Source organism: Anoxybacillus ayderensis (assembly GCF_013761015.1).
GTDB classification, from domain to species: Bacteria; Bacillota; Bacilli; order Bacillales; family Anoxybacillaceae; genus Anoxybacillus; species Anoxybacillus ayderensis.
This window is the reverse complement of record NZ_JACDUV010000007.1, coordinates 20,946-47,015: the sequence shown is the minus strand read 5'-3', so window position 1 is coordinate 47,015 and position 26,070 is coordinate 20,946. Positions and strand designations below refer to the sequence as shown.

At 42.7% G+C, this 26,070-nt stretch carries 32 protein-coding genes and 1 riboswitch; of the genes, 1 reads left to right on the top strand and 31 read right to left on the bottom strand.

Going from position 1 to position 26,070, the window contains the following annotated elements; genetic code table 11:
- Positions 1-20: 20 nt before the first annotated feature.
- From HNR63_RS10845 to HNR63_RS10705, 29 genes are all read right to left on the bottom strand, one after another.
- Positions 21-722, bottom strand: a complete 702-nt coding sequence (locus HNR63_RS10845; RefSeq protein ID WP_181520704.1) for an ATPase — start codon at positions 720-722, stop codon at positions 21-23.
- Positions 715-1,185 (bottom strand): ECF transporter S component, encoded by a 471-nt coding sequence (locus HNR63_RS10840; protein WP_085788560.1) that lies wholly within the window; start codon positions 1,183-1,185, stop codon positions 715-717. The genes HNR63_RS10845 and HNR63_RS10840 overlap by 8 nt, the downstream gene beginning before the upstream one ends.
- Positions 1,185-1,769: a cob(I)yrinic acid a,c-diamide adenosyltransferase gene (locus tag HNR63_RS10835; protein WP_181520703.1), complete on the bottom strand. Its 585-nt coding sequence runs from the start codon at positions 1,767-1,769 to the stop codon at positions 1,185-1,187. The genes HNR63_RS10840 and HNR63_RS10835 overlap by 1 nt, the downstream gene beginning before the upstream one ends.
- Before the next feature lie 10 nt (positions 1,770-1,779).
- Positions 1,780-2,205: a bifunctional adenosylcobinamide kinase/adenosylcobinamide-phosphate guanylyltransferase gene (locus HNR63_RS10830; RefSeq protein ID WP_181520702.1), complete on the bottom strand. Its 426-nt coding sequence runs from the start codon at positions 2,203-2,205 to the stop codon at positions 1,780-1,782.
- A complete protein-coding gene (locus HNR63_RS10825) occupies positions 2,157-2,753 on the bottom strand; it encodes a histidine phosphatase family protein (RefSeq protein WP_181520701.1) in 597 nt (198 codons plus the stop codon). Before HNR63_RS10825 ends, HNR63_RS10830 begins: the two co-directional genes overlap by 49 nt.
- Positions 2,711-3,460 carry an adenosylcobinamide-GDP ribazoletransferase gene (locus HNR63_RS10820; RefSeq protein ID WP_181520700.1) on the bottom strand — a complete coding sequence of 250 codons (750 nt, stop codon included), beginning with the start codon at positions 3,458-3,460 and terminating at the stop codon, positions 2,711-2,713. Before HNR63_RS10820 ends, HNR63_RS10825 begins: the two co-directional genes overlap by 43 nt.
- The gene (locus tag HNR63_RS10815; RefSeq protein ID WP_042535515.1) at positions 3,439-3,990 is read right to left on the bottom strand and encodes a bifunctional adenosylcobinamide kinase/adenosylcobinamide-phosphate guanylyltransferase; all 552 of its coding nucleotides are present in this window, start codon (positions 3,988-3,990) and stop codon (positions 3,439-3,441) included. The genes HNR63_RS10820 and HNR63_RS10815 overlap by 22 nt, the downstream gene beginning before the upstream one ends.
- A complete protein-coding gene (gene cobD, locus HNR63_RS10810) occupies positions 3,987-5,036 on the bottom strand; it encodes a threonine-phosphate decarboxylase CobD (protein WP_181520699.1) in 1,050 nt (349 codons plus the stop codon). Before cobD ends, HNR63_RS10815 begins: the two co-directional genes overlap by 4 nt.
- The gene (gene cbiB, locus HNR63_RS10805; RefSeq protein ID WP_181520698.1) at positions 5,011-5,943 is read right to left on the bottom strand and encodes an adenosylcobinamide-phosphate synthase CbiB; all 933 of its coding nucleotides are present in this window, start codon (positions 5,941-5,943) and stop codon (positions 5,011-5,013) included. The genes cobD and cbiB overlap by 26 nt, the downstream gene beginning before the upstream one ends.
- A complete protein-coding gene (locus tag HNR63_RS10800; RefSeq protein WP_181520697.1) occupies positions 5,940-7,391 on the bottom strand; it encodes an adenosylcobinamide amidohydrolase in 1,452 nt (483 codons plus the stop codon). The genes cbiB and HNR63_RS10800 overlap by 4 nt, the downstream gene beginning before the upstream one ends.
- Positions 7,388-8,434 carry a FecCD family ABC transporter permease gene (locus tag HNR63_RS10795; RefSeq protein WP_181520696.1) on the bottom strand — a complete coding sequence of 349 codons (1,047 nt, stop codon included), beginning with the start codon at positions 8,432-8,434 and terminating at the stop codon, positions 7,388-7,390. Before HNR63_RS10795 ends, HNR63_RS10800 begins: the two co-directional genes overlap by 4 nt.
- A complete protein-coding gene (locus HNR63_RS10790; protein ID WP_085788571.1) occupies positions 8,400-9,356 on the bottom strand; it encodes an ABC transporter substrate-binding protein in 957 nt (318 codons plus the stop codon). The genes HNR63_RS10795 and HNR63_RS10790 overlap by 35 nt, the downstream gene beginning before the upstream one ends.
- Before the next feature lie 119 nt (positions 9,357-9,475).
- A riboswitch (cobalamin riboswitch) is annotated at positions 9,476-9,667 on the bottom strand.
- 67 nt (positions 9,668-9,734) lie between these two features.
- The gene (locus tag HNR63_RS10785; protein ID WP_281363256.1) at positions 9,735-11,498 is read right to left on the bottom strand and encodes an ATP-binding protein; all 1,764 of its coding nucleotides are present in this window, start codon (positions 11,496-11,498) and stop codon (positions 9,735-9,737) included.
- Positions 11,495-12,211: a response regulator transcription factor gene (locus HNR63_RS10780; protein WP_085788551.1), complete on the bottom strand. Its 717-nt coding sequence runs from the start codon at positions 12,209-12,211 to the stop codon at positions 11,495-11,497. Before HNR63_RS10780 ends, HNR63_RS10785 begins: the two co-directional genes overlap by 4 nt.
- A gap of 238 nt (positions 12,212-12,449) precedes the next feature.
- Positions 12,450-13,625: a c-type cytochrome biogenesis protein CcsB gene (ccsB, locus tag HNR63_RS10775; protein WP_181520695.1), complete on the bottom strand. Its 1,176-nt coding sequence runs from the start codon at positions 13,623-13,625 to the stop codon at positions 12,450-12,452.
- 12 nt (positions 13,626-13,637) lie between these two features.
- Entirely contained in the window at positions 13,638-15,254 is a 1,617-nt protein-coding gene (resB, locus tag HNR63_RS10770) for a cytochrome c biogenesis protein ResB (RefSeq protein ID WP_181520694.1), read from the bottom strand.
- Positions 15,255-15,266: 12 nt separating this feature from the next.
- Entirely contained in the window at positions 15,267-15,788 is a 522-nt protein-coding gene (gene resA / locus HNR63_RS10765; protein WP_181520693.1) for a thiol-disulfide oxidoreductase ResA, read from the bottom strand.
- 94 nt (positions 15,789-15,882) lie between these two features.
- Positions 15,883-16,620 (bottom strand): 23S rRNA pseudouridine(2605) synthase RluB, encoded by a 738-nt coding sequence (gene rluB, locus HNR63_RS10760; protein ID WP_021094521.1) that lies wholly within the window; start codon positions 16,618-16,620, stop codon positions 15,883-15,885.
- A gap of 200 nt (positions 16,621-16,820) precedes the next feature.
- Entirely contained in the window at positions 16,821-17,354 is a 534-nt protein-coding gene (locus HNR63_RS10755) for a spore maturation protein (protein WP_042535501.1), read from the bottom strand.
- Positions 17,354-17,947 (bottom strand): nucleoside recognition domain-containing protein, encoded by a 594-nt coding sequence (locus HNR63_RS10750; protein WP_085788546.1) that lies wholly within the window; start codon positions 17,945-17,947, stop codon positions 17,354-17,356. The genes HNR63_RS10755 and HNR63_RS10750 overlap by 1 nt, the downstream gene beginning before the upstream one ends.
- The gene (locus HNR63_RS10745; RefSeq protein WP_042535497.1) at positions 17,940-19,052 is read right to left on the bottom strand and encodes a D-alanyl-D-alanine carboxypeptidase family protein; all 1,113 of its coding nucleotides are present in this window, start codon (positions 19,050-19,052) and stop codon (positions 17,940-17,942) included. Before HNR63_RS10745 ends, HNR63_RS10750 begins: the two co-directional genes overlap by 8 nt.
- Before the next feature lie 69 nt (positions 19,053-19,121).
- The gene (locus tag HNR63_RS10740; RefSeq protein ID WP_181520692.1) at positions 19,122-19,898 is read right to left on the bottom strand and encodes a superoxide dismutase; all 777 of its coding nucleotides are present in this window, start codon (positions 19,896-19,898) and stop codon (positions 19,122-19,124) included.
- Positions 19,899-19,956: 58 nt separating this feature from the next.
- Positions 19,957-20,445 (bottom strand): YpuI family protein, encoded by a 489-nt coding sequence (locus HNR63_RS10735; protein WP_181520691.1) that lies wholly within the window; start codon positions 20,443-20,445, stop codon positions 19,957-19,959.
- Positions 20,446-20,458: 13 nt separating this feature from the next.
- The gene (locus HNR63_RS10730; RefSeq protein ID WP_181520690.1) at positions 20,459-20,878 is read right to left on the bottom strand and encodes a hypothetical protein; all 420 of its coding nucleotides are present in this window, start codon (positions 20,876-20,878) and stop codon (positions 20,459-20,461) included.
- Positions 20,879-21,041: 163 nt separating this feature from the next.
- Positions 21,042-22,181 (bottom strand): RNA-guided endonuclease InsQ/TnpB family protein, encoded by a 1,140-nt coding sequence (locus HNR63_RS10725; protein ID WP_181520689.1) that lies wholly within the window; start codon positions 22,179-22,181, stop codon positions 21,042-21,044.
- Positions 22,159-22,782: an IS607 family transposase gene (locus HNR63_RS10720; RefSeq protein ID WP_021094512.1), complete on the bottom strand. Its 624-nt coding sequence runs from the start codon at positions 22,780-22,782 to the stop codon at positions 22,159-22,161. Before HNR63_RS10720 ends, HNR63_RS10725 begins: the two co-directional genes overlap by 23 nt.
- A gap of 197 nt (positions 22,783-22,979) precedes the next feature.
- Positions 22,980-23,252, bottom strand: coding sequence for a hypothetical protein (locus HNR63_RS10715; RefSeq protein ID WP_181520688.1), 273 nt, complete (start codon positions 23,250-23,252; stop codon positions 22,980-22,982).
- An 18-nt stretch (positions 23,253-23,270) separates the two neighbouring features.
- Positions 23,271-23,852, bottom strand: coding sequence for an SMC-Scp complex subunit ScpB (gene scpB, locus HNR63_RS10710; RefSeq protein WP_181520687.1), 582 nt, complete (start codon positions 23,850-23,852; stop codon positions 23,271-23,273).
- A 5-nt stretch (positions 23,853-23,857) separates the two neighbouring features.
- Positions 23,858-24,586 (bottom strand): segregation/condensation protein A, encoded by a 729-nt coding sequence (locus HNR63_RS10705; RefSeq protein WP_181520686.1) that lies wholly within the window; start codon positions 24,584-24,586, stop codon positions 23,858-23,860.
- A 69-nt stretch (positions 24,587-24,655) separates the two neighbouring features.
- Between HNR63_RS10705 and HNR63_RS10700 the strand changes: the two genes are divergently transcribed.
- Positions 24,656-25,162 (top strand): DUF309 domain-containing protein, encoded by a 507-nt coding sequence (locus HNR63_RS10700; protein WP_246316786.1) that lies wholly within the window; start codon positions 24,656-24,658, stop codon positions 25,160-25,162.
- A gap of 6 nt (positions 25,163-25,168) precedes the next feature.
- On the opposite strand, the gene HNR63_RS10695 is transcribed toward HNR63_RS10700, so the two are convergent.
- Both HNR63_RS10695 and ribH read right to left on the bottom strand, forming a co-directional pair.
- Entirely contained in the window at positions 25,169-25,513 is a 345-nt protein-coding gene (locus HNR63_RS10695) for a GNAT family N-acetyltransferase (RefSeq protein ID WP_021095908.1), read from the bottom strand.
- Positions 25,514-25,595: 82 nt separating this feature from the next.
- Positions 25,596-26,060 carry a 6,7-dimethyl-8-ribityllumazine synthase gene (ribH, locus tag HNR63_RS10690; RefSeq protein ID WP_006318211.1) on the bottom strand — a complete coding sequence of 155 codons (465 nt, stop codon included), beginning with the start codon at positions 26,058-26,060 and terminating at the stop codon, positions 25,596-25,598.
- Positions 26,061-26,070 lie beyond the last annotated feature (10 nt).

The window sequence follows — 26,070 nt, the reverse complement described above, 5'->3', positions numbered from 1 at the left end:
GAACGATAGAAGGTTACATTTTACAATTGCTTTACAATGGGATAAAAAAGTGTTCCAGCGAGCGATTGCAAGAAATGTTGTTGCGCCCGATCATAGCTAATAAGCACACACGTAGCTGGACCAGCAGAAGCATATAGCGGAAGGGAACAACGAAGTGGTCGTTCCCCATGTACAAGCTTCCACTCATGCCATATTCCTTTTGAGCCAACTGGAATGATTTCATATACACCATCTAACTGCAACAATGTGCGAAATAACGAAAGCGGAATGATCCGATCTTTTTTTTGTATAACTGCTTCACCAACGAGCGGCTCGCCAATGACCGCCCAACATGCACCCGTCGGCGTAACATTTATCCTTTTTTCTGTTTTGCGCACCGTGCCGACAGCTACAAAACCGACAGCTGATTGCATGAGCGGCATGTTTGATTCGCTACTTCCTGTTATAGGGAGCGACAACTGCAATTCTTCCATCGTTTGTTGAACGCCTGCGACAAGTGCATGCCATGCATCGTCGTTCACAAAATTTTGTAAAACAAAAGCTTTTGGTGTTGCCCCTATACTCATCAGTTCCATCCATGCTACTCGCGCCCCATAGTACGCAACAACATCGTATGGTACATTTACAACATCATCTTGTTTTAAGCCAATGCCACCTGAACAATCTGTCGCCAAAACAAGTTCGTTTTCTTCATCAAGCGGCACACATAATACGTCACGCATGCCGCTCCCCCCATACCCGTTGCAACGTTTTTGAAACGACAACAGCAATCGCTACATTGACCCCGGTAGCTAGTGCAAGAGAAGGGATGATGGACAGTACAAATGCCGGGCTTATGATCCATACAAAAGGCAACGGTGCAATCAGTGCATTACCGATAAAAAAACATATATAACTAGAAATGAACCATCCTCTTCTCATCAACAAGCCGACAACGTATAAAAGAGCTGCCATTTCAATAGCCACAAGTATATGAAAAGGCCCAAGCGGAAATCCGCCAAATAAAGCAGATACAATATGCCCAACACTTGCAACGACCGCCGCAGCTGTTGGACCGAGCAAAAACGCAGCAACAACTGCTGGAGCACTATCTAATGCAATACTTCCAATTGTAAAAGGAATTTTTATAAGTGAACCGATGACCGATAAACTAATAAACATAACGAGCAATGTGAAACGCCTCATTATGATTCACCCTTTTTTTCGTTTTTATCCCGAAACACGATCGCGCTTCGTTCATATTCTACGTCTTTCACGTGTAAACGAGCGTTAACAACGCGTGCAATGGCAAATAAATAGTCTGATAAACGATTCATATATTGTAAGACGACTTCGTTCGTTTGTTGTTGCTTCATTAGCGCAACGACACAACGTTCTGCTCTTCGCGTCACGGTACGTGCCATATGCAATGCTGCTGCTTGCGGCGAACCTCCCGGCAAAATGAATCGTTCAAGCGGCGGTGCTTGTTGAATATATGCATCGATGCGTTCTTCTAAAAACTTCACCATTTCCGCCTTTACTTTGTATGGTATTTTTTCACCGACAATGGCCAAATCACCGCCACAATCAAAAAGTTCATGTTGAATGCGTTGCAATTCTTCATAAATGTCGCGAAACTTCTCATCCTGTAATAACGTCATCGCCCAACCGATGACAGAATTCGCCTCATCAATCGTTCCGTACGCTTCAACACGTACATCGTTTTTATCGACTCGTCCTCCAACTAAACTTGTTTGTCCTTTATCGCCTGTTTTTGTATATAATTTCATGTTTTCCCTCCTACTTGATTCGTTCATTGATCCCACACCATACGTAATCGACACGGTTACATATGCTCGCTAGCTGTTGATACGTCCAGCCAACCATATCTCTCCATGCCCGTTCATGCGTATCGATCGGCACGATACCTTGCCCAATATCGCAACCAATCCAAACGACCGTCCGTTCTCCCGCTTGTTCCCATCGCTTCCACGCGCACATATACGATCGGATCGCTTCCTTTTCATCGTCCGTATAAGGAGAAAAATATTCGCGAATCCAATGTTCTATTCCTTCAAGCACAACAACAGATGCGGTTTCATCATGTGGAAGCGGAAACATATTTTCATATGCACAATACCAACTATATGGCGTATGCGCGAATGAATAATGGGCATTTACCCATTTTCGCTTCCCTTGAAATGCACCGCCGCTAACGAAATGCATCGCTTTCTCTCCTTCCATCGTTCCTTCGTATTATAAAGCGTCACTCCTTCGCCAAACGGAACGTGCCATTCCCAAAACGGACGGATGTCTGGTGCGTACTTCGATAATATATAACGAATCACACCGCCGTGCGTCACAACGACAACATGTGAAACCGATCGATGAATCGCATCGCTAACGGCTTGTTCAATACGAGCTTCAAACTGAGCAAACGTCTCACCGTTTGGAGGCGCATAGCGAAACGGATCGTCTAACCAACGACGATACGCTTTGACCGTTTGCAATTGCTCATACGTTTTTCCTTCAAAATCACCAAAATTCAGTTCTCGCCAACGATAAGAACATTCAATGACATGATTCGGGAACAACAAATGCGCCGTTTGGCGACAACGGAGCAAATCGCTTGTCATGACGATTTCTGGCTTCAGCTCATGCGACACATTTTTCGGCTGAATTACTGGCACATTCGTCCAACCGATATATTGTTTCGCTTCATTTTCTTTCGTTACAAAATGGCGAACGTATGTAATAGCCAAATGACGAGCCATAAAAACGTTTCGCCTCCTTCAACAAACGCTCCAAGCACATCGCCTGTGATTCCACCAAATTGCTTCACAGCAAACGCACGCGCGACGACATAAAACAACATAAGCGCAAAAAACAATATGATCGTTTCACGCGATAATAAAACAATGAATGCGTACACCATAACGAAAGGTACATAGCGGTGATCGACATGTTGACGAAATGCGGCTGCCATCCCTGTCTGTTTCGCAAGCGGCGTCGTCAATAAAAGCAACGTCATGCCAAGACGTGAAAGTAACGGAATGCAAAAAAGAGAAAACAACGACATGTGCGCAACAGTCTCAAATAGAAAAACGAAACGGAAGCCAAGTAAAAATAAAATGGAGAGCACCGCAAACGCCCCGACGCGCGAATCGCTCATAATATCAAGACGACGCTGTCGATCGCGATATGAAAAATACGCATCGCTGCAATCCATCCATCCGTCAGCATGCAAACCTCCGGAAAGAAAAATAGAAAAAAACATGAGCAAAAATGATAAGACGAGCACAGACACATGATGAAACATGAACATGTACAAAACAACGAGAAACGATCCAATTATCGCACCGACGAACGGAAACGACAGAACAGCTGCGCGTGCTGTTCGTTCATTCCAGTCCACTTGTATACGGAGCGGAAGCACAGTTAAAAATTGCGCAGCCAACATTACGCCACGCCACATGGCCATCTTCCTTTCTTTACAATCGGCAATCCGTAACGCATCAAAATCGCCACATCGCTTAATGTGACAAGATGTTGATGTAATAAACCGAGACCGTGCATATACATATACGTTCCTCGTTCATTAGGTACACCATCATAAAACACTTCATTACTTACAATGATTAGTCCTTTAGCTTTGTTACCTAACTGTTTCATTTGTTGAACGATGCGCGGTACTTTTCCATGTACATCCCATATATGATCGCGAAACAACTCATTTGCCCATAAATTTGTTAAGCAATCAAGCAGCACGATATCACGTTTGGAAAACATAGAAATGATTCGATCGAGATCATACGGCTGTTCCCACGTTTGCCACCGATCACGTTTTCGTTGTTGTTGATGATGAGCAATGCGCGCCTCCATTTCTTCATCTGTGCGCATCGCTGTCGCAATATAATGAAGTGAATGTGTTGCTTCCGCCATTGTTTTTGCCCATTGTTCTGCAAATGAAGACTTTCCGCTGCGCACCCCACCGCTAATAAATACGATCATTTATGCCACCTCCTTAAATAAGAAAGGAGACGATCGTTCTCTTCTTTCGTTCGAATCGCAAAACGGACATATTTTCCGTCCAGTCCTTGAAAATTAAACGTATGGCGAGCGACGATACCTTGTTGCAACAAAAAAGGAAAAAGTGTCATCGTTTCATCATGCAACATATAAAAATTGACAACAGACGGTGAATAGCGATAACCCATCTCAGTAAGCTGTGAAAATATTCGTTTTCGCTCTGAAGCGATGTATGTTTTTGTTCGTTCGACAAATGCCTCATCGTTCAATAATTGTTTTCCGATTTGTTGAGCGATCGTGTTCACGCTCCATGGCGGTTGCTTTTCCGTTAACTTTTTTACGACATGCTCATGCGCTAACACATAACCGAGCCGTACACCTGCCAATCGGTACATTTTCGTTAATGACCGTAGCACAATTAAACGATCAAATGTGTGTAAAAAAGAAGAAACGGAATAACCATCGAGCCAAAAATCGTAAAACGCTTCGTCGACAATAACATATACCCCTTCATCATGTGCTGCTTTTAATAAAGCATACATCGTTTCTTTTGACCATATCGTACCTGTTGGATTGTTCGGATGACAAACGAATAGCGCGTGTAAAGACGGCAAGCGTTCTATCATTTGTTCGATCGGTAGTTGCCAATGTTCATCTAACATAAACGAGTGAACGGTACAACCGTAAGCTTCACATGCGCGACGATATTCTGTAAACGTCGGCTCAATGATGCCAATATGTTGACCGGCAAATTGTTCAGCAAGTAAATAAATGCATTGGGCAGCACCATTTCCGACAAATACATGGCTGCGCGCGACACGCTCTCGTTCAGCAATCATCGTTTGAAGCGATTCACTTCGCTCCTCTGGATATTCGCTCATCCAACGTAACCACTGTTGTTCTGTTAGTATATATTCGTACTGCATTGGATTGACATTGACGCTAAAATCAATATATGAGCTCGGCATATTTATTTGCATCGCTTCATATAAACGATGTGGATTAGCCCCATGTGCAGGCAAGCGCAAGCAAACTCCCTCCTATCGTAAAAGCAACGGTCGTGCGTATCATGATTGCCACCGCTCGTTTAATGTGCCGAGCAGCAAGCGGAACAGACGCATCTCCAATCGTTGGTCGGACGGATACGACACCGTAATATGTGTTTACTCCTCCGAGTTGAACATGTAACAACGCAGCCATCGCCGCTTCGCACCATCCGCTATTTGGACTTGGGTGATTGCGGGCATCGCGAAATAATAGTTTCCATGCTCGTTTATTTGCACGATGAACAAACAGCATAACGAACGCTGTTAGTCTAGCAGGAATGTAATTAAGTACATCATCAAATCGAGCCGATGCCCAACCAAATTGAGCATATCGCTCGTTTTTATAGCCGAGCATCGAATCGCACGTATTTACAGCGCGATACAACATCGCTAACGCTCCCCCGCCAATAAAAGCATAAAAAAGAGGGGCGGTTACTCCGTCACTCGTATTTTCGGCTACTGTTTCCACACATGCACGTACGATCCCTTCTTGTTGTAACGTTTTTGTATCACGCCCGACAATCATTCCCACCTTTTTTCGGGCTTCATCAATATCCCCTCTTTCTAACGGATCGAGGACATCGTACGCTGCGTTCGCTAAACTGGTTGGCGCAATCGAAGTAAAAATGATCATTGCTTCAATGAATATGCCGAATATAAATGAAAGTCGGTAGGCGCTAACAATCAGTCCGTAACTTATGATCAACGTCACCGTACAAACGACAAACAGCGTGAATATTCCTTTTCCTTTTCTCCATCTTCCTTTGTTCAAACGACGATCCATGAACGCAATCAGTTGCCCAATCCAACAAACAGGATGAAACCGACGAGGATCAGCAAATATGCGATCGAGCAAAAGCGCAAGCCACACCGCCCATATGTGCGTCATCGACTGTCACCCTTTCGCTTTCGGTAGCGATCAATTGCTGTTTGCGTCGCTTCATATACAAGACGAGCGATTTGTTTGCCGATCGATGTGATCGTTCCAGCGTATTCATAATACGTTCCTTGTTGAGACGCAGCGATGACCGTCGAATCTGTCGATGTTCCTGTCGCAATGGTGTGGGTTTGGGGATCGATGACTTGTTTATCGTACAGCGCCTTTGCTTTTGCTTCTGTTGCGGTCATTAACGCTTGCACAAACGCAGCTTCTGATAAGTGTGCATCAATAAAAATAAACGTATTAATCGTGCCCGGAGAAGCGACTACATCTGTACGACGCCACGCCTGTGCACTATCAACCGCATTTCCAACCCCTGCCGTTACGGCAACGAAAAGGCGAACATCTTCATGAACAGACGCAAACGCGACATCATTTACACAAACAGCAGTCATCATCCCAACGGTCCACTGCTCATCAAAACCGTGTTGTCGCAAAAATTGAATCATTTCTTGCTTTGCATCATCACAACGATAATCAAGCGGAACATGCCGATTGACAAACATTGTTGCCCAGCGCGTTCCACCGCCAACGAGCGCAGAGGAAAGCACTTTAAACGGTTTCGCTGTTTCAATGACGATCATCGTTTCATTTTGCTTGACATGCCATAGCACATCATTCATAGGCTGCTCTAAAAACGGAACGAACGTCACAAGCGGTTTTGGCAACACCGGATGCTCATATCGTTTCATGTTTGTTTCAAATATGGATGCAATCATCGATTCATTTAACAACTCTTTCGGTGTACCGCATGCAACAGCTTCTCCATCTCGCAAAAAAAGAAGGCGATCACAATAGAGCGATGCAATGTTTATATCGTGAAAAATAGCAACGATCGTCAGCTGCGATTGCTTTAATAAATTAAGCAATTTAAATTGTTGTGCCACATCCATATGGTTTGTCGGTTCATCTAGGAGCAATACATGCGGTTGTTGTGCCAGCGCTCGAGCAAGCGCGGCACGCTGACGTTCTCCACCGCTTAACTGCTCTAATAAAGCATGTTGTTTATGCGACAATGTCACCGCATGGAGTGAGTCGCTAACGACTTGCTCATCTTCCTTTGTCCATTTCGGAAAAAGAGTTGATTGATAAGGATAGCGACCGAGCTCAACCATTTCTTTCACTGTATATCCAAACGAAACATCTGTATGTTGCGGCAACGTAGCGATCAATTTTGCATATTGTTTCGGCTTATATGTTTCAATATGTTGACCACAAACAAAAATGTCCCCTTGCTGTAAAGCAAGTTCGCGGCTTAACAGTTTTATTAACGTCGTTTTTCCTGATCCGTTTGGACCTAAAATACCGAAAAACTCTCCTTCATATACTGTAAATGAAACATGTCGTAATACTTGTTTTTCACCATATCGATACGAAACATCCTTTACATCAATCATGTTGATCCCGTCTTCCGTCTTAAACTTTTAAACAACAATATCGCAAATAAAGGGGCGCCGATGAGGGCGGTAATGACCCCGATCGGCAACTCTCGCGGTGAAACGATCGTTCGCGCGACGACATCCGCTAATACTAAAAACGTTCCGCCGTATAAAAAGGAGAGCGGCAACAATTTTCGATGGTTCGCCCCGCAAATGAGACGAGTCATATGGGGAATAACGAGCCCGACGAATCCGATCGTTCCTGATACAGCTACCGCCGCTCCTGTAAGCAAGGAAGCGCTAAGTAAAATCGCTAGCTTTTTTTGTAACAAATGTACGCCAATATTGGCAGCGACCCGCTCACCGAATGAAAAGGCGTTTAACTCGCGAATATGTGCAAATAAACCGAGAGAACCGATGATAAAAAACGGAACAAATAAAGACACGTACGACCAGCCGCGCATCGCGACGCTCCCCATGAGCCAGCTAATAACTTGACGCAACTCTTCGCCGCTAAAAGCGACCATAAGCGAAATGAGCGAACCGAAAAACGCATTCATGATAATGCCGATTAAAACAATCGTCTCCATCGCCATATTTCGTTCCGCAAGCCGTGCAAATAATAAAACAAACAATAATGTCACGAGCGCAAATATAATGCTGACGATCGGGAGCGTAAAACGTCCGAGAATCGAAAACTGAAGCTGAAAGAAAAAGACAAGCACGGCGCCAACGGCTGCCCCAGACGACACCCCGATGGTATACGGATCGGCCAGAACGTTTTTCAAAAGTCCTTGAAACGCTACCCCTGCAAGTGCTAAAGATGCCCCGATCAGAAAGGCGAGTATGACTCTCGGTAAACGAATCGCAACAATAATTTGCGAAACGGTGGCAGGAACATTTGTCGGCGTATGAAACAACTGATGTAATAGCGTCTCCCATATAGAAGAAAAGGGAATCGATTGTGATCCAATCGATACCCCTAACAACAAAGCAAACGTTGCAATAAGCAATGCGCTCATGTAATTATTTAAAAATGTCTGGATAAACGACTTTGGCAATTTCTTCGACCCCTTCAGCTAAACGTGGTCCCGGACGAGAAACTAAATCAGAATTGACATCGTATACTCGTTTATTTTTAATTGCAGGGACATCTTTCCAAGCTGGGCGAGCGAGCACTTGCTCGACAGCGTTCGGTGTGTAATAACCGTATGTTGTAATAATGACATCTGGATTTAGCGCCACTGCATCTTCTTCTGTAAACATCGGCCATCCTTCTTGATCGCCTGCTGCATTTTTTGCATGAATGATCGTTAACATTTCATCCATAAATGTTCCTTTTCCAGCGGTATAAATTTCAGGTGCAGGAGAAACTTCCACCCAAACGGTTGCTTCTTCTTTTACTTCTTTTGCTTTTTCAGCAATGGCATCAATTTTTTGCTTCATTTGTTGCACAACATCGGCTGCCTCTTTCTCTTTCCCTGTCGCTTTCCCGATCAGTTCAATCGACGCATATACATCGTTGAACGATGTGGCGTTTGGCACTACAATAACTGTAATGCCCGCATCTTTTAATTGCTTTAATCCTTCCTCAGAATTGTGAGCGCTTGATGCATGCGCAAGCACAACGTCTGGTTGAAGTGAAATAATTTTTTCAACATTAAACTCCATACCACCAATTTTTTCTTTGTTTTTCACATCTTCTGGATAGTTATCAAAATCGCTTACACCGACAATTTTGTCACCAAGCCCTAACGCGTATGCAATTTCTGTATTGCTCGGAATGAGCGAAACAATTTTTGTCGGTTCTTTTTCAATTGTGACATCGCCAACCGCATCTTTTACCGTAACCGGAAATGCAGCCTCCTCTGTTTTCGCCTCTTGCTTCGTTTCTTTTGCTGGCTCCGCGTTATTGCTGCACGCTGCTAATCCGAGCGTCAATACGAGCGCAAGAAGCCACACATATTGTTTCCATTTCTTCATCGTTTTTCCCCCTTTTATGTATATCAAATAAAAAAGCTCATTCCAAATGGAATGAGCTGGAAACAACAAAAGACAACAACTTCCCCTTGTCGTTTCGCCGTCTCACTCCCCGAAGACGCGAATGACGGTGCAAAAAGGCAGGTCTACTGACTTATGCGTCATCCTACTTTGAAGCCTTCCCGTACAAATTGTACAGTGGCGATTTTCATTTCGTCAGCATTTACAGTTGCGGGGACAGTTCTGGACTTGCACCAGATTCCCTATTAAGTCTACTAGGTTGCCCGTTCGACACCTTTTTGCAACGAATGTATGTAATTGTCGAACAATTTCTACGTTTCTATCATAGCGAAAAATATCGCTGATGACAATAAAAAATTTCTATTTCAATGGCAATGTAAACGTAAACGTCGTTCCTTCTCCTAGTTTGCTATGGACAGCAATCGTTCCTTTATGCGCTTCAACGATGTTTTTCGCAATCGCAAGACCTAAACCTGTACCTGAGCGACCGCGCGTGCGCGCTTTATCCGCTTTATAAAAACGCTCAAACACAAAAGGCAAATCTTCTTCTGCGATGCCTGAGCCAGAATCTTGCACAGAGATGCGCACGACTTCTTCCCCCGCATCGACAATAACACGTACTTCGCCACCGTTATCTGTATGACGAAGCGCATTATCAATTAAATTCGTCAACACTTGTTCAATGCGGTCGGGATCGAACGAAACGATGAGCTCATCGTTCATTTCAACAAGCAAACGAACTCCTTTTTCTTTCGCTAACGCTTGAAACTTATGAATGATGCGCTCGATATACGGTCTAAGCGGCACTTGTTCTTCATGGAGCGTTAAATGACCTGCTTCCATGCGCGCTAAATCAAGCAAATCGTTCACAAGACGACCCATGCGCAACGATTCGTCATAAATCACCTTTGCCAATTCTTTTTTCTCTTCATCTGTCGCGGCAATATCATCGACGATCGCTTCACTATACCCTTGCAACATCGCAATCGGCGTGCGCAACTCATGCGAGACGTTTGCGATAAAATCTTTGCGCAACTTATCAAGCCGTCGTTCCTCCGTCATATCGCGAAGCACCGCAACGGCTCCCCGAATGACCTTGCCGTTGTATAACGGCGTCATAACAATGACCCAATTGCGACCTTGTAAAGCCATTTCTATCGCTTGTTCTTTTTCCTCCACTACCGCTTTCGTAAACAATTCATTCACTTCGGGAGGAAGTGGCAATAAATTATCGCTTTGCCCTTGCTCGTAATACCACGCTTGTAAAAATCGGTCAGCTGGTGGATTTGTAATGAGCACTTCACCGTTTCGATTGAATGTAATGACACCATCGGCCATGCTACTTAAAATGCTTGCTAACTGCTCCTTTTCTTGATTTAACGCATTAATATGAAACTGCAACTGCCGTCCCATTTGATTAAAAGCCATCGCCAGTTCCCCAATTTCATCATGAGTGACGATCGGCACTTTTGAATCAAATTTTCCACGCGCAATTTCGAATGCTACTTGCCTCATTTTTCGAAGCGGAGCTGTAATGCGTGTAGATAAGAAAAAGGCGAACACGGTCGTTAACACAATGGCGATAAACGCCGCAAGAAAAATAAATTTTGTCGTCTGTCTTGTCGTTTCTTCGACCGCTTTTAACGACTGGTATACAAATACCGCGCCATTTCCATCCGATGTATGAAGCGGAACGCCGACAATAAATAGTTCATTATATTCGTCGTTTCGCATCGTTTGATTTGGCATAAGCGTCCGTTTCACTACTTTTTCGCCATTAAATACGCGCCCTAACTGTTGATCTTGCTGAATGAACGATAGTGGCAAATCCGGCAGTTTTTCATTTGGTGAATACCAATAATGACGATCATCGATAATGATCATTAACTTTGATACATCATCCACCATCGTCCACGCAATGGAGCGCGCAAACGGCTCGTCATGTTCAGCGACGACCCGAGCCACTTTTGTCGCTTGTTGGGTAAGCTGATCACTTGTTTTTTCTAAATAATATTTTTCAAAAAAACCGAGCAATAAGACGGTTAAAATAAAAAGGACGAAAGCAACAAGCAACAAAATCGTCAGCCATAGTTTGCCGACTACACTACGCCATAACGCCATCATTCATTCACGACCTCAAATTTATACCCGACACCCCAAACGGTGACGATCATTTTCGCCGCAGCTGGCGACACTTTGTTTAGTTTTTCACGCAATCGCTTGACGTGTGTATCCACTGTGCGCAAGTCACCGAAAAATTCGTAATGCCATACTTCTTTTAGCAACTGTTCACGGTCAAACACTTTATCTGGCGATTTCGCTAAAAAGTGAAGCAACTCATATTCTTTCGGAGTTAAACTGACTTCATGTCCGTCCGCGGTCACACGATGTGCATCATGATCAATTGTTAAATGTGGGAAAACAAGCACATCCCGTGCTGTCGTATCCGTCGGTACGTAGGAAGCGTTGGCTGTGCGTCGAAGCAACGCTTTCACACGAAGCACGACTTCACGCGGGCTGAACGGTTTTACAATATAATCGTCTGTTCCTGCTTCAAACCCTTGCACGCGGTTCGCTTCCTCTCCTTTTGCTGTCAACATAATGACAGGCGTTGCTTTTTTCTCACGCAACTGTTTACATACTTCAATCCCATCTTTTCCTGGTAACATGAGATCAAGCAAAATTAAATCATAATCATTTTCAAGTGCTAACGCTAGCGCTTCTTCGCCGTTTTCCGCCTCATCAATGACATATTGTTCACGTTCTAAATACATGCGAAGCAAGCGGCGAATCCGTTCTTCATCATCCACAACTAAAATTTTAATTTCCTTCTCCATGATGTCATACCTCCTCTTTTTCTATTGTACAAAACCGCCAAACTTTTTTCTACTTCTCATAAAGAAAAGCGCAAAGCGCCCGCCTATCGGCGAAGAGCGCACAAGCCCCACCGAGGAGGCTGTCGCCGCCGCAGTGTGGGGCGGAGCGACTCGAGCCGATGGCGCTTGGAGCTAGACATCAACTCAAAATTTTATACTTTCTTATCTTTAAAAAAACGCCTTCATAGCGAAGGCGTTTTTAAGATCCAGCATATGAGTGTAAGCCAGCAATGACTAAGTTTACCGCCACTAAGTTAAACATAATGATCGCAAAACCAATAACCGCAAGCCATGCGGAACGTTCACCATGCCATCCTTTCGATAGTCGCAAATGTAAAAAGGCAGCATAAAACAACCACGTAATGAGCGCCCATACTTCTTTCGGATCCCAGCCCCAAAAGCGCGTCCATGCGATTTGTGCCCAAATCATCGCAAAAATAAGCGCACCGAGCGTAAATACCGGAAAGCCGATCGCTACGGAACGATAGCCAATTTCATCAACTAAATCTAAATTGACGTTTTTTACAAGCGGTTGTAACGCGGCTGCAATACGTTTGCGTAAAAGAAGGCGAAGCAAGCCATATAACGCAAGGCCAGAAAATAAAGACCAAATGACCGTATTTAATTTCCGCGCGTTAATGATCGCTGGCATGTCCACAAGCGGCTTCATGCGTTCTTCCGTTTTTAGCACTCCTTCATGCGGACCAACAAGCGCAGGCATATGGTATACCATTTCATCTTGCTTGCCATTTTTATCGATCCACTCAAACGTTGCTTCATAACCAGCAACGCGAAACGATGTTGTGACGATGACAAAACCAAGCGTACTAATTAAGAAAAATAATACAAATTCAAGCCAAAACGTTCGCTTACTCGGTTTCGATTGATCGACAACGCGAATTAAATAAATGAGTCCCGCGGCAAAACTAATCGCTAAAATCGCTTCTCCAGCCGCTGCTGTCGTCACATGAATATGCAACCAATCGCTTTGTAAAGCTGGGATGAGCGGCGAAATTTCCCGTGGAAACATGCTCGCATAAGCGATAACTAAAATGGCAATCGGTAAAGTAAATAAGCCGAGCAAGCTCGTTTTGTAAATAAAATAAATGACGATAAACGCTCCGACAAGCATCATGCCAAAAAATGTTGTAAACTCAAACAAATTGCTGACAGGTGCATGCCCAGCGGCAATCCAGCGCGTAATAAAATAACCGAGTTGAGCAATAAATCCAACGATCGTCACAAAAATCCCAATCGTTGCCCAACGGTCTACCCCTTCTTTCTTTTTGACTCGAATCGCGCCACCAAAGAAAAGCGTTGCAACTAAATAAAGAACAAAAGCCACGTATAGTAACGTGCTACTTAGCTGAACCACGATGTTCCCCCCTTATGACCGCTTGTCCGCTTGATCGATTGGCATGACAAACGGCGTATCGTTAAATATACCTTCAAGCTCTTTTTTCAGTCCAAACCAGTTTTTATTCGTATGTGCGGCAACGAGTACTTCGTCGTTCATCCGTCGAATCCATACGCGACGATGGTTCCAATACATTCCTTGAATAAGGCCGATCATAAAAATCGCGCCACCAACGCCTAAAATCCAAAGTGTAAAATCACGACGCACTGTTAATGCCGATACGTTTCGTGTTTCAATATTCGCAAATGCCATCTTATATTTGTTATTACCAAGCGGCTCAATTGTTTGACGAATGGCCGTGAAGCTCACTTCGCCTTTCGGACGATCTGGTGCAAACATTTTAAATACGAACGCTGGATTGTTCGGTACTTTCGAGCGCGTATTCGGATTGCCGTTTTCATCAAAATAAAAATCTGGAAAATAGCTTAATAGTTGTACTTTATATCCGTTACCAAGGTCATATTCTTTTTCTGGTTGAATTAAATCAACTGTAATTGTGCCAAACGATTTGTTCGTTTCCTTATCGGTGAAATGAAACGACATACTTTTTAACTCATCTAGCTTAAAATCAACTTGGTATAATGCGTAATAATCGTGTTTTAACGGTTCATTAACCCGAATTGAAAAACTTTTTATTTTTTTTAATTTCGGCTCTTCGCCCGCAACGACTGGACCAATACGTTCGTATAATACGACGTCGGTTTGATAGTTTTTCGCCATCATTCCGCTACCGACGCGATCAATCGCTGCTTGAAACGCTTCTTTCTCTTTTTCTTTCTCATAGACTTCAAAAATAAACTTTTTATTTTCTAAAAAATATTTTCCGTTCGTTCCCGGAATTTCTTTTATTTCTCCTTCACGAATCCACATGCTTTCGTCGACATACATGCCCGGAACGAAACGAAGCATCGCACCGATTAAAAAAATGATAAGCCCAATATGATTCACATACGGTCCCCAACGAGAAAATCGCCCTTTTTCAGCTAAAATATTTCCGTTTTCTTCTCGAACGCGATAGCCACGCTTTGTTAGCTTGTCGACGACGTTTCGAAATGCCGTTTCATCATGTTTTACTTTCGCGCGACTAAATAGACGTTGTCTTTGTAAAAATTGCTCGTTGCGCGTCACTCGTTGATTGTTTAACGCACGATATAGCGGTACAACACGGTCTAAACTACAAATGACAAGCGATACGCCAATGAGTGCAATAAGCAACATGTACCACCAAGAACTATACAAGTCATGAAAGCCAAGCGCATAGTACCATTTTCCAAGCAAACCGTACTGCTGCTCATAATATTCCGCTGGTGATACGGTTGGCGGAATGTACATTTGTTGCGGATAAATCGTACCGATCGCGGAAGCAACTAGCGTAATGACAATGAGCCAAACCCCAACTTTGACAGATGAAAAAAAGTTCCAAATTTTATCAATGATCGTTTTATTGTACGTTTGTGAACGGCGCGCGCTCCCTTCATAGCGCATATCTAACAACGCTGGCACTTCTTCGAGCGGCTTACCACACGCTTCACAAAGCACTGTTCCGATCGGGTTGACATGCCCGCATTCACATTTTACTTGTTCCATGTTGAAAACCCCTTACGGCTTAATTCGTTCCATATATTTTTTTACATCTTCTTCTGTCATCGTTCCTGTAATAATGTCTACAATTTTTCCGTCTTTGTCGATTAAAAATGTCGTTGGCAGCGGGTTAATATCGTACGCATTCATCACTTGATCTTGTTGATCAATGACAACTGGGAACGTAAGCTGAAAGCGATCAACGAATGTTTGTACCGTCACTTTCGCTTCCCCAACGTTAACAGCAATCACTTCTACCCCTTCATTTTTATATACGTTGTATTGACTATTGATGTGTGGCATCTCTTTTTCACACGGTTTACACCACGTTCCCCAAAAGTTTAAAAAGACACCTTTGCCACGGTAATCGGATAGTTGAATTTTGTCGCCATTTAAATCAGTAAGTACGAAATCTGGTGCTGAATCGCCCACTTGAATCGCTTTTTTCTCGACAAAAACGTTCGAATAAATCGTATAGCCGATCGCTGCAAGCATGATGGCTAAAATGACTGTTCGAAGCCAAAATCGCTTTTCTTTCATCGCCAACTCTCCTAATAAACCGTTTTCATCAACCTCATTATACAAGTTACCACTATATAAATAATGAAAATTATTTGAACAAACTGTGACAAAATTATGATACATACGGTGAACCAGCTAATGCAAGGGCACGCAATTGCTTCACTTCATGTGGTGACAATTCGCGGTAATCCCCAGGATTTAAACCTTTTAAATCTAAAAAGGCGTAACGTTCCCGCTTTAACTTTAAAACAGGGTGACCAATCGCTTCAAACATGCGGCGCACTTGACGATTGCGTCCTTCATGAATGCGAAGCTCAACAATGGCCGTCTGTTTTCGCTTATCAATTGATAATACTTTTGCTTTCGCTGGCGCTGTTACACCGTCTTCTAACATGACACCTTTTTCAAGTTGTTTCATTTTTTCGCGCGCTGGAATGCCTTTTACTTTTGCGATGTACACTTTTTCAATTTCGTAGCGTGGATGCATTAATATATTCGCAAACTCCCCGTCATTTGTTAACAACAACAACCCTGACGTATCGTAATCTAACCGCCCAATCGGATAAATGCGCTTGTTTACATGTTTGAAAAAGTCGGTCACTACTTTTCTTCCTTTTTCGTCTTTTACGCTAGAAATAACACCGCGCGGCTTGTACAGCAAATAATATACCGGCTCTTCGCGCTCAAGCGGAATGCCATCTACTTCAATGCGATCTTGTGGACTAACTTTCACTCCAAGCTCTGTGACAACTTTTCCATTTACTTTCACTTTTCCTTCGACGATCAATTGCTCTGCCTTTCTTCGCGATGCTACACCTGCATGAGCAATGACTTTTTGTAATCGTTCCATTTCATTCACCTCACTATATAGTTTTACCACATTCGGTACAGGAGTTCAAAAATAAGAAAGGAGAAAATCGCAGAGAATGCGACTTTCTCCTAGCCTCGCAATATTTAGGACAAATTGCCTTTTCACTTTATTTCCTCACCCTTTAAAATGATGTAATGTGTATTATAAAGTTTGTTACCTGTATTTACAACATTTCCTCTTTATTCCCCGAACATCCATAGTACGATAAAAAACGATACAACAAAGCTAATGAGGTCCGCAAGCAAGCCGACTTTCAGCGCATCGCCCATTTTGCGAATGCCGACCGCACCGAAGTAGACGGTAAGTACATATAACGTCGTTTCTGTGCTTCCTTGGATCGTAGAAGCTAACCGACCGATAAATGAATCGGGTCCATATGTGGCGATTAAGTCGGTCACGATGCCAAGCGATGCCGTTCCTGAAATTGGACGAATGAGCGCAAGCGGCACGACTTCGGGTGGCAATCCGAGCGGGACGATGAACGGCTTCATATACGAAATAAAAAAATCAAGTGCACCAGAAGCGCGAAAAACGGAGACAGCTACAAGCATGCCTACTAAATATGGAATAAGGGAAAAAGCAATTTGAATTCCCTCTTTTCCTCCTTCAACAAACGCTTCATACGTCGGAACGCGCTTGTACGTCCCGTGCAGTAAAATACAAGCGATGACCATTGGAATAAGCCAAAGCGACAAAAATTGAATGACGTACATTACATTCCTCCTTTTTTACGCCTCCGTATGTAAAATGCGCGGTCGATCATGATCGCTGATATCGTGGCAATGAGTGAGGCAACAAACGTTGTGCCAATAATTTCTCCTGGTGAAGCAGAGTGGTATGTCATCCGAATCGATATGACGGTTGCAGGAATGAGCGTAACGCTTGCGGTATTTAAAGCGACAAACGTAATCATCGAGCGGCTCGGTTCGTCTTTTTGACCGTTTAGTTTGTTCAATTGCTCCATTGCTTTAATGCCGAGCGGCGTCGCCGCATTTCCAAGACCGAACATGTTTGCGACCATATTTGATAATATATACCCAAGAGCCGGATGGTCGGACGGCACTTCCGGGAAAATTTTTTTCGCTATTGGACGGAACAAATGAGCAAAAAAAGAAAGCAATCCAGATTGCTCGGCGATTTTCATTAAACCGAGCCAAAAAACGAGCACGCTAATTAAACCAATGCTAATCGTTACCGCTTCTTTCGCCCCTTGAAACATCGCCTCGTTCACGTCTTTCATCGTCCCGTTTATTCCCGCAAACACAAGCCCAATAAGCAAAAGCGCCACCCAAATGAGATTAACCATCGCGCCCCACCCCTAACAACCAGTCAAAAAAAGAACGTGTTTTCTTTTGTTGCTTATAAAAAATAGGTGTTTCATCGACTTTTTCGTTGCCGATATACAGTTCCGCTTTCCCGACAATCGATGGCACGCCTATCTCTTTCCATCGTTCTTGTGGGCGAAGTAATTTTCGCTTTAAATGAATGAGTGCTTCTTCTTTTTTTGTGACCGGATATATAAAATCGCGTACAACAAAGAGATGTTTGTCATAAAACGGATCTCCAATCTGTTCTACAATCTCGTCCGCTTTTACCGTCACAAGTTCATAGTGCGCAAAGCCGTGTTCATACATGGCCATATGATCGTTCCAATCATCGCCTGCATCAATCGTCACCGCGATGAGATCAAGCCCATCTTTTGATGCTGTCGTCACTAATGTACGTTTCGCTCGCTTCGTATATCCTGTTTTCCCTCCGGTACAATATTTATACAAATGCGTTAACAGCTTATTTTTATTGCGCCAAACGCGATCCCAATCTTCCGTTGGATTTGGTGCCCGATACAATTTTGTTCCCGATACTTCGCGAAATTGCTCATTTTGCATCGCATATCGCATAAGTAACGCCATATCATACGCGGTAGAATAATGATTTTCCGCATCATCTAACCCGTGTGGATTCGCAAATTCCGTATTTGTCATGCCGATTTCTGCTGCTTTTTTGTTCATTAAAAAAACGAAGCCTTCGACGCTACCGCCAACATGCTCAGCGATCGCCACCGCTGCATCGTTTCCAGAACGAAGCATAAGCCCATATACTAAATGTTTGAGCGCAATTTTTTCGCCCGGCTTTAAATAAATCGAAGATCCTTCTGTCCGAACCGCCCGTTCACTTACCGTCACAAGCTCTTCCCATTTTCCGGATTCAATCGCTAAAATGGCCGTCATAATTTTTGTAATGCTCGCAATACGTCGTTTTGTATGCGCATCTTTTTCAAATAACACGCGCCCTGTCGTCTGTTCCATTAAAATCGCGCTTTTCGCACTCACCGACATCGCCTTCGCTTCATTCGGAAAAAGCGAACAAAAAAAACAAAGCACGATCATCCATACAAACCATTGCCGTCGCATACACCCTCATCCCTTTGTCCGTTTTGTACAAGTGTATGCGCTAGTCAACGATGTATGACAAAAAGACCGCTACATGACGCGGCCTTTTGCTTTTATGAATCGCTGTTGAACGTCATCCCAATTGACGACGTTCCACCATTGTTGAACGTAAGTTGCGCGATCGTTTTTATATTGCAAATAATACGCATGCTCCCATACATCTAACACAAGGAGCGGAACGGTCGTCCATTGCGTCCCGTTTTGATGTTTTTCCGCCTGTAAAATGTCTAGCCGTTCAGCAAACGGTGACCAAACAAGAAGCGCCCATCCGCTTCCTTCCACTTGCTTCGCCGCTTCGGTAAAATGTCGTTGAAACGCTTCAAAGCTCCCAAAATCGCGCACAATTTGTTGAAGCAGCGCCCCCGTTGGACGTCCGCCTCCACGCGGTTTCATATTGTTCCAAAAAATTGTGTGCAAATAATGTCCCGAACCATGAAACGCAGCTTCCCTCTCCCAATGTTTTAATAACGCATAGTCATTTTTTTCACGCGCTTGTTGCATCATTTTTTCGGCACGATTCAAACCGTCCACATAGCTTTGATGATGTTTTTCATGATGCAGTCGCATAATCTCTTCAGCAATATACGGCTCGAGGGCATTGTACGCATAAGGCAGCTGAGGTAACGTATGCCCTCCAATCGGTACGCGCTTACGTTGTATTTGTTCATATATGTTTGTCACTTGCTCATGAATGCGCACGACATCTCCACGCTCTAGCTCCACGTTTAGACGTTCCAACGTTTCTGCATCAACATATGGCTTTACTCTCTCAAGCCACGCTTGCACGTTATGAATATATTGTTGCATATACACACCTCCTCCGGCATCATATGCAACAAAAAAAGAAGCTGACACACGCAGCTTCTTATTGCGATTGGATCATTTTTGTTCGGTAGTCTGTTTCATAAAATTCGAGTTCTTCTCGCATCGTTTGAAAATCAGCTTCAATCGCATGAAGCAATTGTTGTAACGATGGAGGAGCAGGTTGTCTCAATTTAATCGAATGTCTTCCTGTATACGCTGAGCGGCTATCTTCATACCATAAATCGCGCTTTGGGGTAAAAAATTCTGCCACACATGAATGGTAAATTTTATATAATGCTTGTTCGGCGGCTGCTTTCCGAAACGGCTCTTCTTGAAGCACAATGCGGCACGCATCGACACCTTCTTCACCATATACAGCTAAACGGCGCAAGTCCGCAAGCACTCCTTCATAATAACGACGGTCGCCTGCGCATTCTTCTTGCATTTGTTCAATCGTCGTTTCATTTAAATAGCGAGCAATTCGTTCTACAATGCGGGTTAACAACTGCTCCACTTGCTTCGTTTGGTTAAGAACAACAGTATTCCCCATATGCAAGCCTCCTTTACGGTTGCGAAATAAATAAAAGCGGTGATTTAACCGTATACGATTGTTTGTTGGCAAGCGCCTCAAATACTTCTGGTAATTTCGCTAAATCGATGGATGAAAAGTAGCGACGAAGCTCTTCTTCTTCATTAATATATACACGTTTTCGTGCCCGAAGTGACGGATCGACAAGCAAACAGACGAGCGCAACAATGTCTTTAAAATATACGTCTTTCCCACCCGCTTGAAATACAGGATCTTGTTCATACGGTGTCCATTGTGAAAAACGCTCATCGAAATAACGAACATATAGTACGTGCAATGTACGTTCTACTCCATCATCGTCAACAAACGTCACTTCCGAACGATTGAAAAAATCTTCTGACGTATTCGGCTGTGCTTTTTGTAATTCATATCCATGACACGAAATAATTTTCACAAACGATGCACCGTTACGCAAAACTTACAAAACTCTACAAGAACCTTGCAGACATTTCTGTTTGCTTCCTTGTTCATCGTGTCCGATTTTGCCGAAGCTACTCTCGTTTGTTTGACACTCCGAAGGCTTGAATTCCCGTGTAACTCACGGTACAAACAGTTATTTATGCAGGATATGTCGAGAGGTTGATGCTTGCATTTAAATCCCTGTCTATTTCAAGACCGCAGTTATCACATCGAAATATCCGTTCGTATAGTTTAAGTGTTTTTTTCAAATATCCGCATGAATGACATGTTTTCGATGATGGATACCACCAATCCGCTTCTACAAACTCGATTCCGTACCATTCACATTTGTGTTTGATTTTTTTCTTAAAAGTATATAGACGTTGTTGTTGAATAGCATTCGATAGATGGCGGTTTTTCACCATCCCACGAATATTTAAATGCTCCATGATGATTCGAGAAGGCTTGGTTCTCACCAACTCGTTCACCACTTTATTCTCATAATCCATGCGTTTATGTTCTAACCGAATTCGTATCTTCTGCATCTGCCTTTCGAGTTTTGTAATGTTGCGTGTTTTGACGTAACGGACTACACCTCCTTTTTCTTGAACTTTGTTCATTTCGTACTTCCTTGAGCATTTACGTTGCAACCGACGCAAACGCTTTTCTAGTTTTTTGATTTCTGTCGTTTTGTTTATGTTTGGGAATACCCGACCGTCCGAACAAACGGCTAGATTTTGTACTCCCACATCAATTCCTAGTGTATGGCTGTGTAATGCGACAGATGGTTTTGGAACGTCATATCCTACGGATACATACCAGTGAACACCGTCAAACGTGATACGAGGGTTGTAATACTTTGTATTCGTTGGAATTTTTCCTCGTTCGGATAGACGTACCCATCCGACTTTTTCGATATACATATGCGTATCACTAAATTTGATTTTTTCTGTGTCTTGGTAGAAAGATGGCTTGCTTCTCTTTTTGCTTTTGAATCTTGGCTTTTTTGTTTTTCCTTTAAAAAAGTCTTTGTATGCTTTGCACGCATCTTTAATGGCTTGTTTGGTGATATTGTTGGAATAATCGTATAACCATTTATAATTGGGGTCGTTTTGTTTTAAAGTCGTTAGCTTTTTTCTTAAATCCCCATCTTTGATGAATTTACCACCGCTTTTCTTGTTGTTTTCTTGTTGTTCAAGCGTCCAATTGTACGCCCAACGAGCCACACCTGCGGATCCAAATAATTTTGTTCGCTGCTTGTTGTTCGGCTCTAACCTAACTTTGATCGACCGAATCATCTTCAAGCCACTCCTTTATCATTTTCTTGGCTCGGTTGGTTCTTTTTCCTTGAAGTTTACAGCTAAAAATGGAGATCATTTGCACTAAATCTTCGACAAGCTCTTGTTCTTCTGTTTTTTCTGTATGGTCGATGATTTCAATATCTACCTCATAACGTTTACAAATCTGTTCAATCAGTTCAAATCCGAAACGAACCAAACGGTCTTTATACAAAACAACAATTTTTTCTACCTCACCATTACAAACCATGTCGATTAATCGAGTTAATCCTTTTTTCGTGTAGTTGATTCCACTTCCAATATCCTCAATAATTTCAAACGAATAGCCTTTCGCAATCATATATGTGCGTACGGCTTCGACTTGACGCTCCAAATCATCTTTTTGTTTTTTACTTGATACTCGACAATAGCCAATGACTTTTTTAGGGACAATCGCTTTTTTTACCCCAAGCACTTGATGAAGCTGTTGTTCGGAATAATACCTAAATCCCGATGGCGCAACATAAGCAGGTTTTAAAACGTCATTTTTATCCCAATTTCTTAAAGTTTGCTGACTTTTTCCGATAAGTTTTGCAAATTCGCCAATACTGTAATATTTCATAACAATCACCTCTCTACACAAATAAAACCATAAAATTTGTTATTTATGTAGAGAGTTTTATAAAAAATTATAGAAATTACTTAACTGCTTCAACCCCCTTTTTCAACAACGAAGCTACATTTATTTTACCATAAATTACGAATCGTGCGAAAAATTTTATCATTTTTAAAGAAAAACAGGCGCATAAAAGCACCTGTTTACTTTCCTGGCAATATGCCGATTTCGTATAAAAAAATCGCTAAACATAACGCGCCGATCAGACTTGGGAGCCATATTTTCATTTTTATCTTTTTCTTAGAAAAGCCGTAGCGTTTTTCTATTTTATGCAAAAAAACAAATCCAAAGATGACGATAAAAATTCTAATTGCACTTTGGGCAATTGTTATATCTACATACGTTTCGATAAAGTAATCTATCATTCTTCCAAATATTAAAGCGAAAATAAGAAAAATGAAAAAGCTAAAACTCATTGACGATTCACCTTTGATTTACTCATTCGCTTCTTGCAGTTGTTCGTTGAGGCGTTCGAAAAATAAGTCGGCTTCCCGTTCTTCTTCTTGTTCATCCCATTGTGGCAAAGGTGGAAGTTCGTCTAGCGTTTTTAAGCCAAAGTAGTCTAAAAACTCTTTTGTTGTCCCGTACAAAATAGGGCGCCCTGTTCCTTCCGCTCGCCCTACTTCTTTAATTAACGCTTTCCCTAATAGCGTTTGAAGCGGTTTATCGCTTTTGACGCCGCGAATTTGTTCAATTTCTGCCCGCGTGATCGGTTGGCGATAGGCGATGATCGCTAACGTTTCGAGCGCTGCTTGTGACAACGATGACGTTGTTGGCGACTCAACGAGCTTTTGTAAATATGGCGCGCATTGTTTTTTCGTCACAAGCTGAAGCGTTCCTGCCATTTCAACAACAGTAATACCGTGCTCTGTTGTTTCGTACATACGTTTCAACTGTTGCACGAGTTCATAGACACGCTCTTCTTGTATATCAAGCACATCCGCCATTTGTTTATACGTCAATCCTTCTTCACCCGCCGCAAACAGTAACGCTTCCATAATGGCCAATTCATTCATGTTCATCACCTTTTTCGTCGAATGTATAGATCGGCAAAATTGTTTTCTTGCTCGACAATAATTTCGTTTCGTTTCATTAGTTCAAGCAAAGCTAAAAACGTCACGACAATTTGCTCGCGATCGTCATACGGAAATAAATCATAAAAGTTCGTTCGCTCTCCGTTTTTTAATATTTGTAAAATTTCTTCCATTCGTCTTCCGATTGGAATTTCTTGACGCGCCACTTTCGTATGAAGCGGCTTTTGTAATTTTTTGCGCCGCAACAATTTGGCAAGCGCTCCAAGCATGTCGTACAAATCTACATCAAGCGCAAGTGGCGCGCCGTTCGTCGCATAAGCGGTTAAATCGCTCGGCGGTTTCGTAAATAAAAGCGCTCGCTCTTCTTCCCTTTCGCGCAACTGCTTCGCTGCTTCTTTAAACTTTTTATACTCGATTAACTGTTGCATTAATTGTTCGCGCGGATCTTCTTCGATAAATAATTCTTGATCCTCTAGCGTTTCTTCGTGTTTTGGCAACAACATTTTACTTTTCATTTCAATGAGCGTTGCTGCCATCACTAAATATTCACTCGCTACATCGAGCTGCAATTGTTTCATCGCATGAATGTAAGCCATATATTGCTCCGTAATTTGCGCAACAGGAATATCATAAATATCAATTTCATATCGATGAATTAAATGCAACAATAAATCAAGTGGCCCTTCAAATTGATCTAATTTCACATGATAATGCACATTGATCCCACCTTTTTTCACAACTAATAGTATAATACACGTAAGCATATGAAAAAAGGGGGCTTTCACTTGTATCCAAAGGCATATATCGAATATTTACTTCACTTCCATGCCACGCGCGACTATTTCGAATGTCATGAGGTGTTAGAAGAGTATTGGAAACAAACAAAGGAACATATATGGATCGGTCTCATTCAGCTTGCGGTTGGCATGTACCATTATCGCCGAGGAAATATCGCTGGTGCAAAACGAATGTTCACGAAAGCCATGCGTGCATGCCAAAGAGAAAAACAAGCATACGAAGCACTTGGCATACATGTCGAGCAACTTGTATCTCTTCTTCATACGTACGTGAAGCGAATAGATGATGGACAACCGTATGAAAGTATTTGTCTTCCAATTCACGATATTTCTTTGTTGCACATATGTCAACAACAATGCGATGTAAAAGGGGTTGTATGGGGAGAAAAAAGCGATATGTCAAACGAATATATTATTCATAAACATAAGTTGCGCGACCGAAGCGATGTCGTTGCTGAGCGTGAACGGCAAAAGCAAAAAAGACAGGGACGTTGATCCCTGTCATTGTTCGCATTTATCCAAAAATGGAGCGGTCATGTCATTGGCGCATAACGACTTATTTGGATACAATTCTTTTAACGCTTTCACCATTTGCTTTCCAATACCTTGATGGCGATGGGATGGATTGACGCTAATATGTTGCACTTCAACCGCATGTTCGCGCACAATTACGCCGATAATGCCAATAAAATCTTCTTCTTGCTTCCATAAAAACAGCTGCCAATCGTCGTTTGTTTCATAGTTTTTCATCGTTTGTTGAAGCTGTTTTAAGTCTTTTTCATTTGGCATAAACGACAAAAGACCCATCGCAATTTTCTCATAGTTTTTTCGATAGCGAACTAGCATATGAATCCCTCATTATCGACAAGACTTATTGTTTACTCGCTATTGCTATTATAAACGGTCTTGCCGCTTTTTTAAACATTTTTTAAGAAAATGTGCGCATGACATTCGCCATTTCAATGGCGCTGAGCGCTGCCTCCCAACCTTTATTTCCTGCTTTCGTCCCAGCGCGCTCAATCGCTTGTTCAATCGTATCTGTCGTCAACACTCCGAAAATGACCGGAACGCCTGAAGAAAGAGCGGCATGCGATGTCCCTTTCGCTACTTCATTACATACGTAATCGTAATGGCTCGTCGCTCCGCGAATGACGGCACCAAGTGTAATGACAGCGTCGTATTTTTTCGACTCCGCCATTTTTTTCGCGACAAGCGGAATTTCAAATGCCCCTGGCACCCAAGCGACATCAATATGTTGTTCCTCTACTCCGTGGCGCTTTAACCCATCAAGCGCACCGCTAAGCAATTTACTTGTAATAAACTCATTAAATCTCGCAACAACAATGCCAATCTTTAATCCTGTGCCAACTAAATTTCCTTCATATACGTTCATGTTTTTCTCC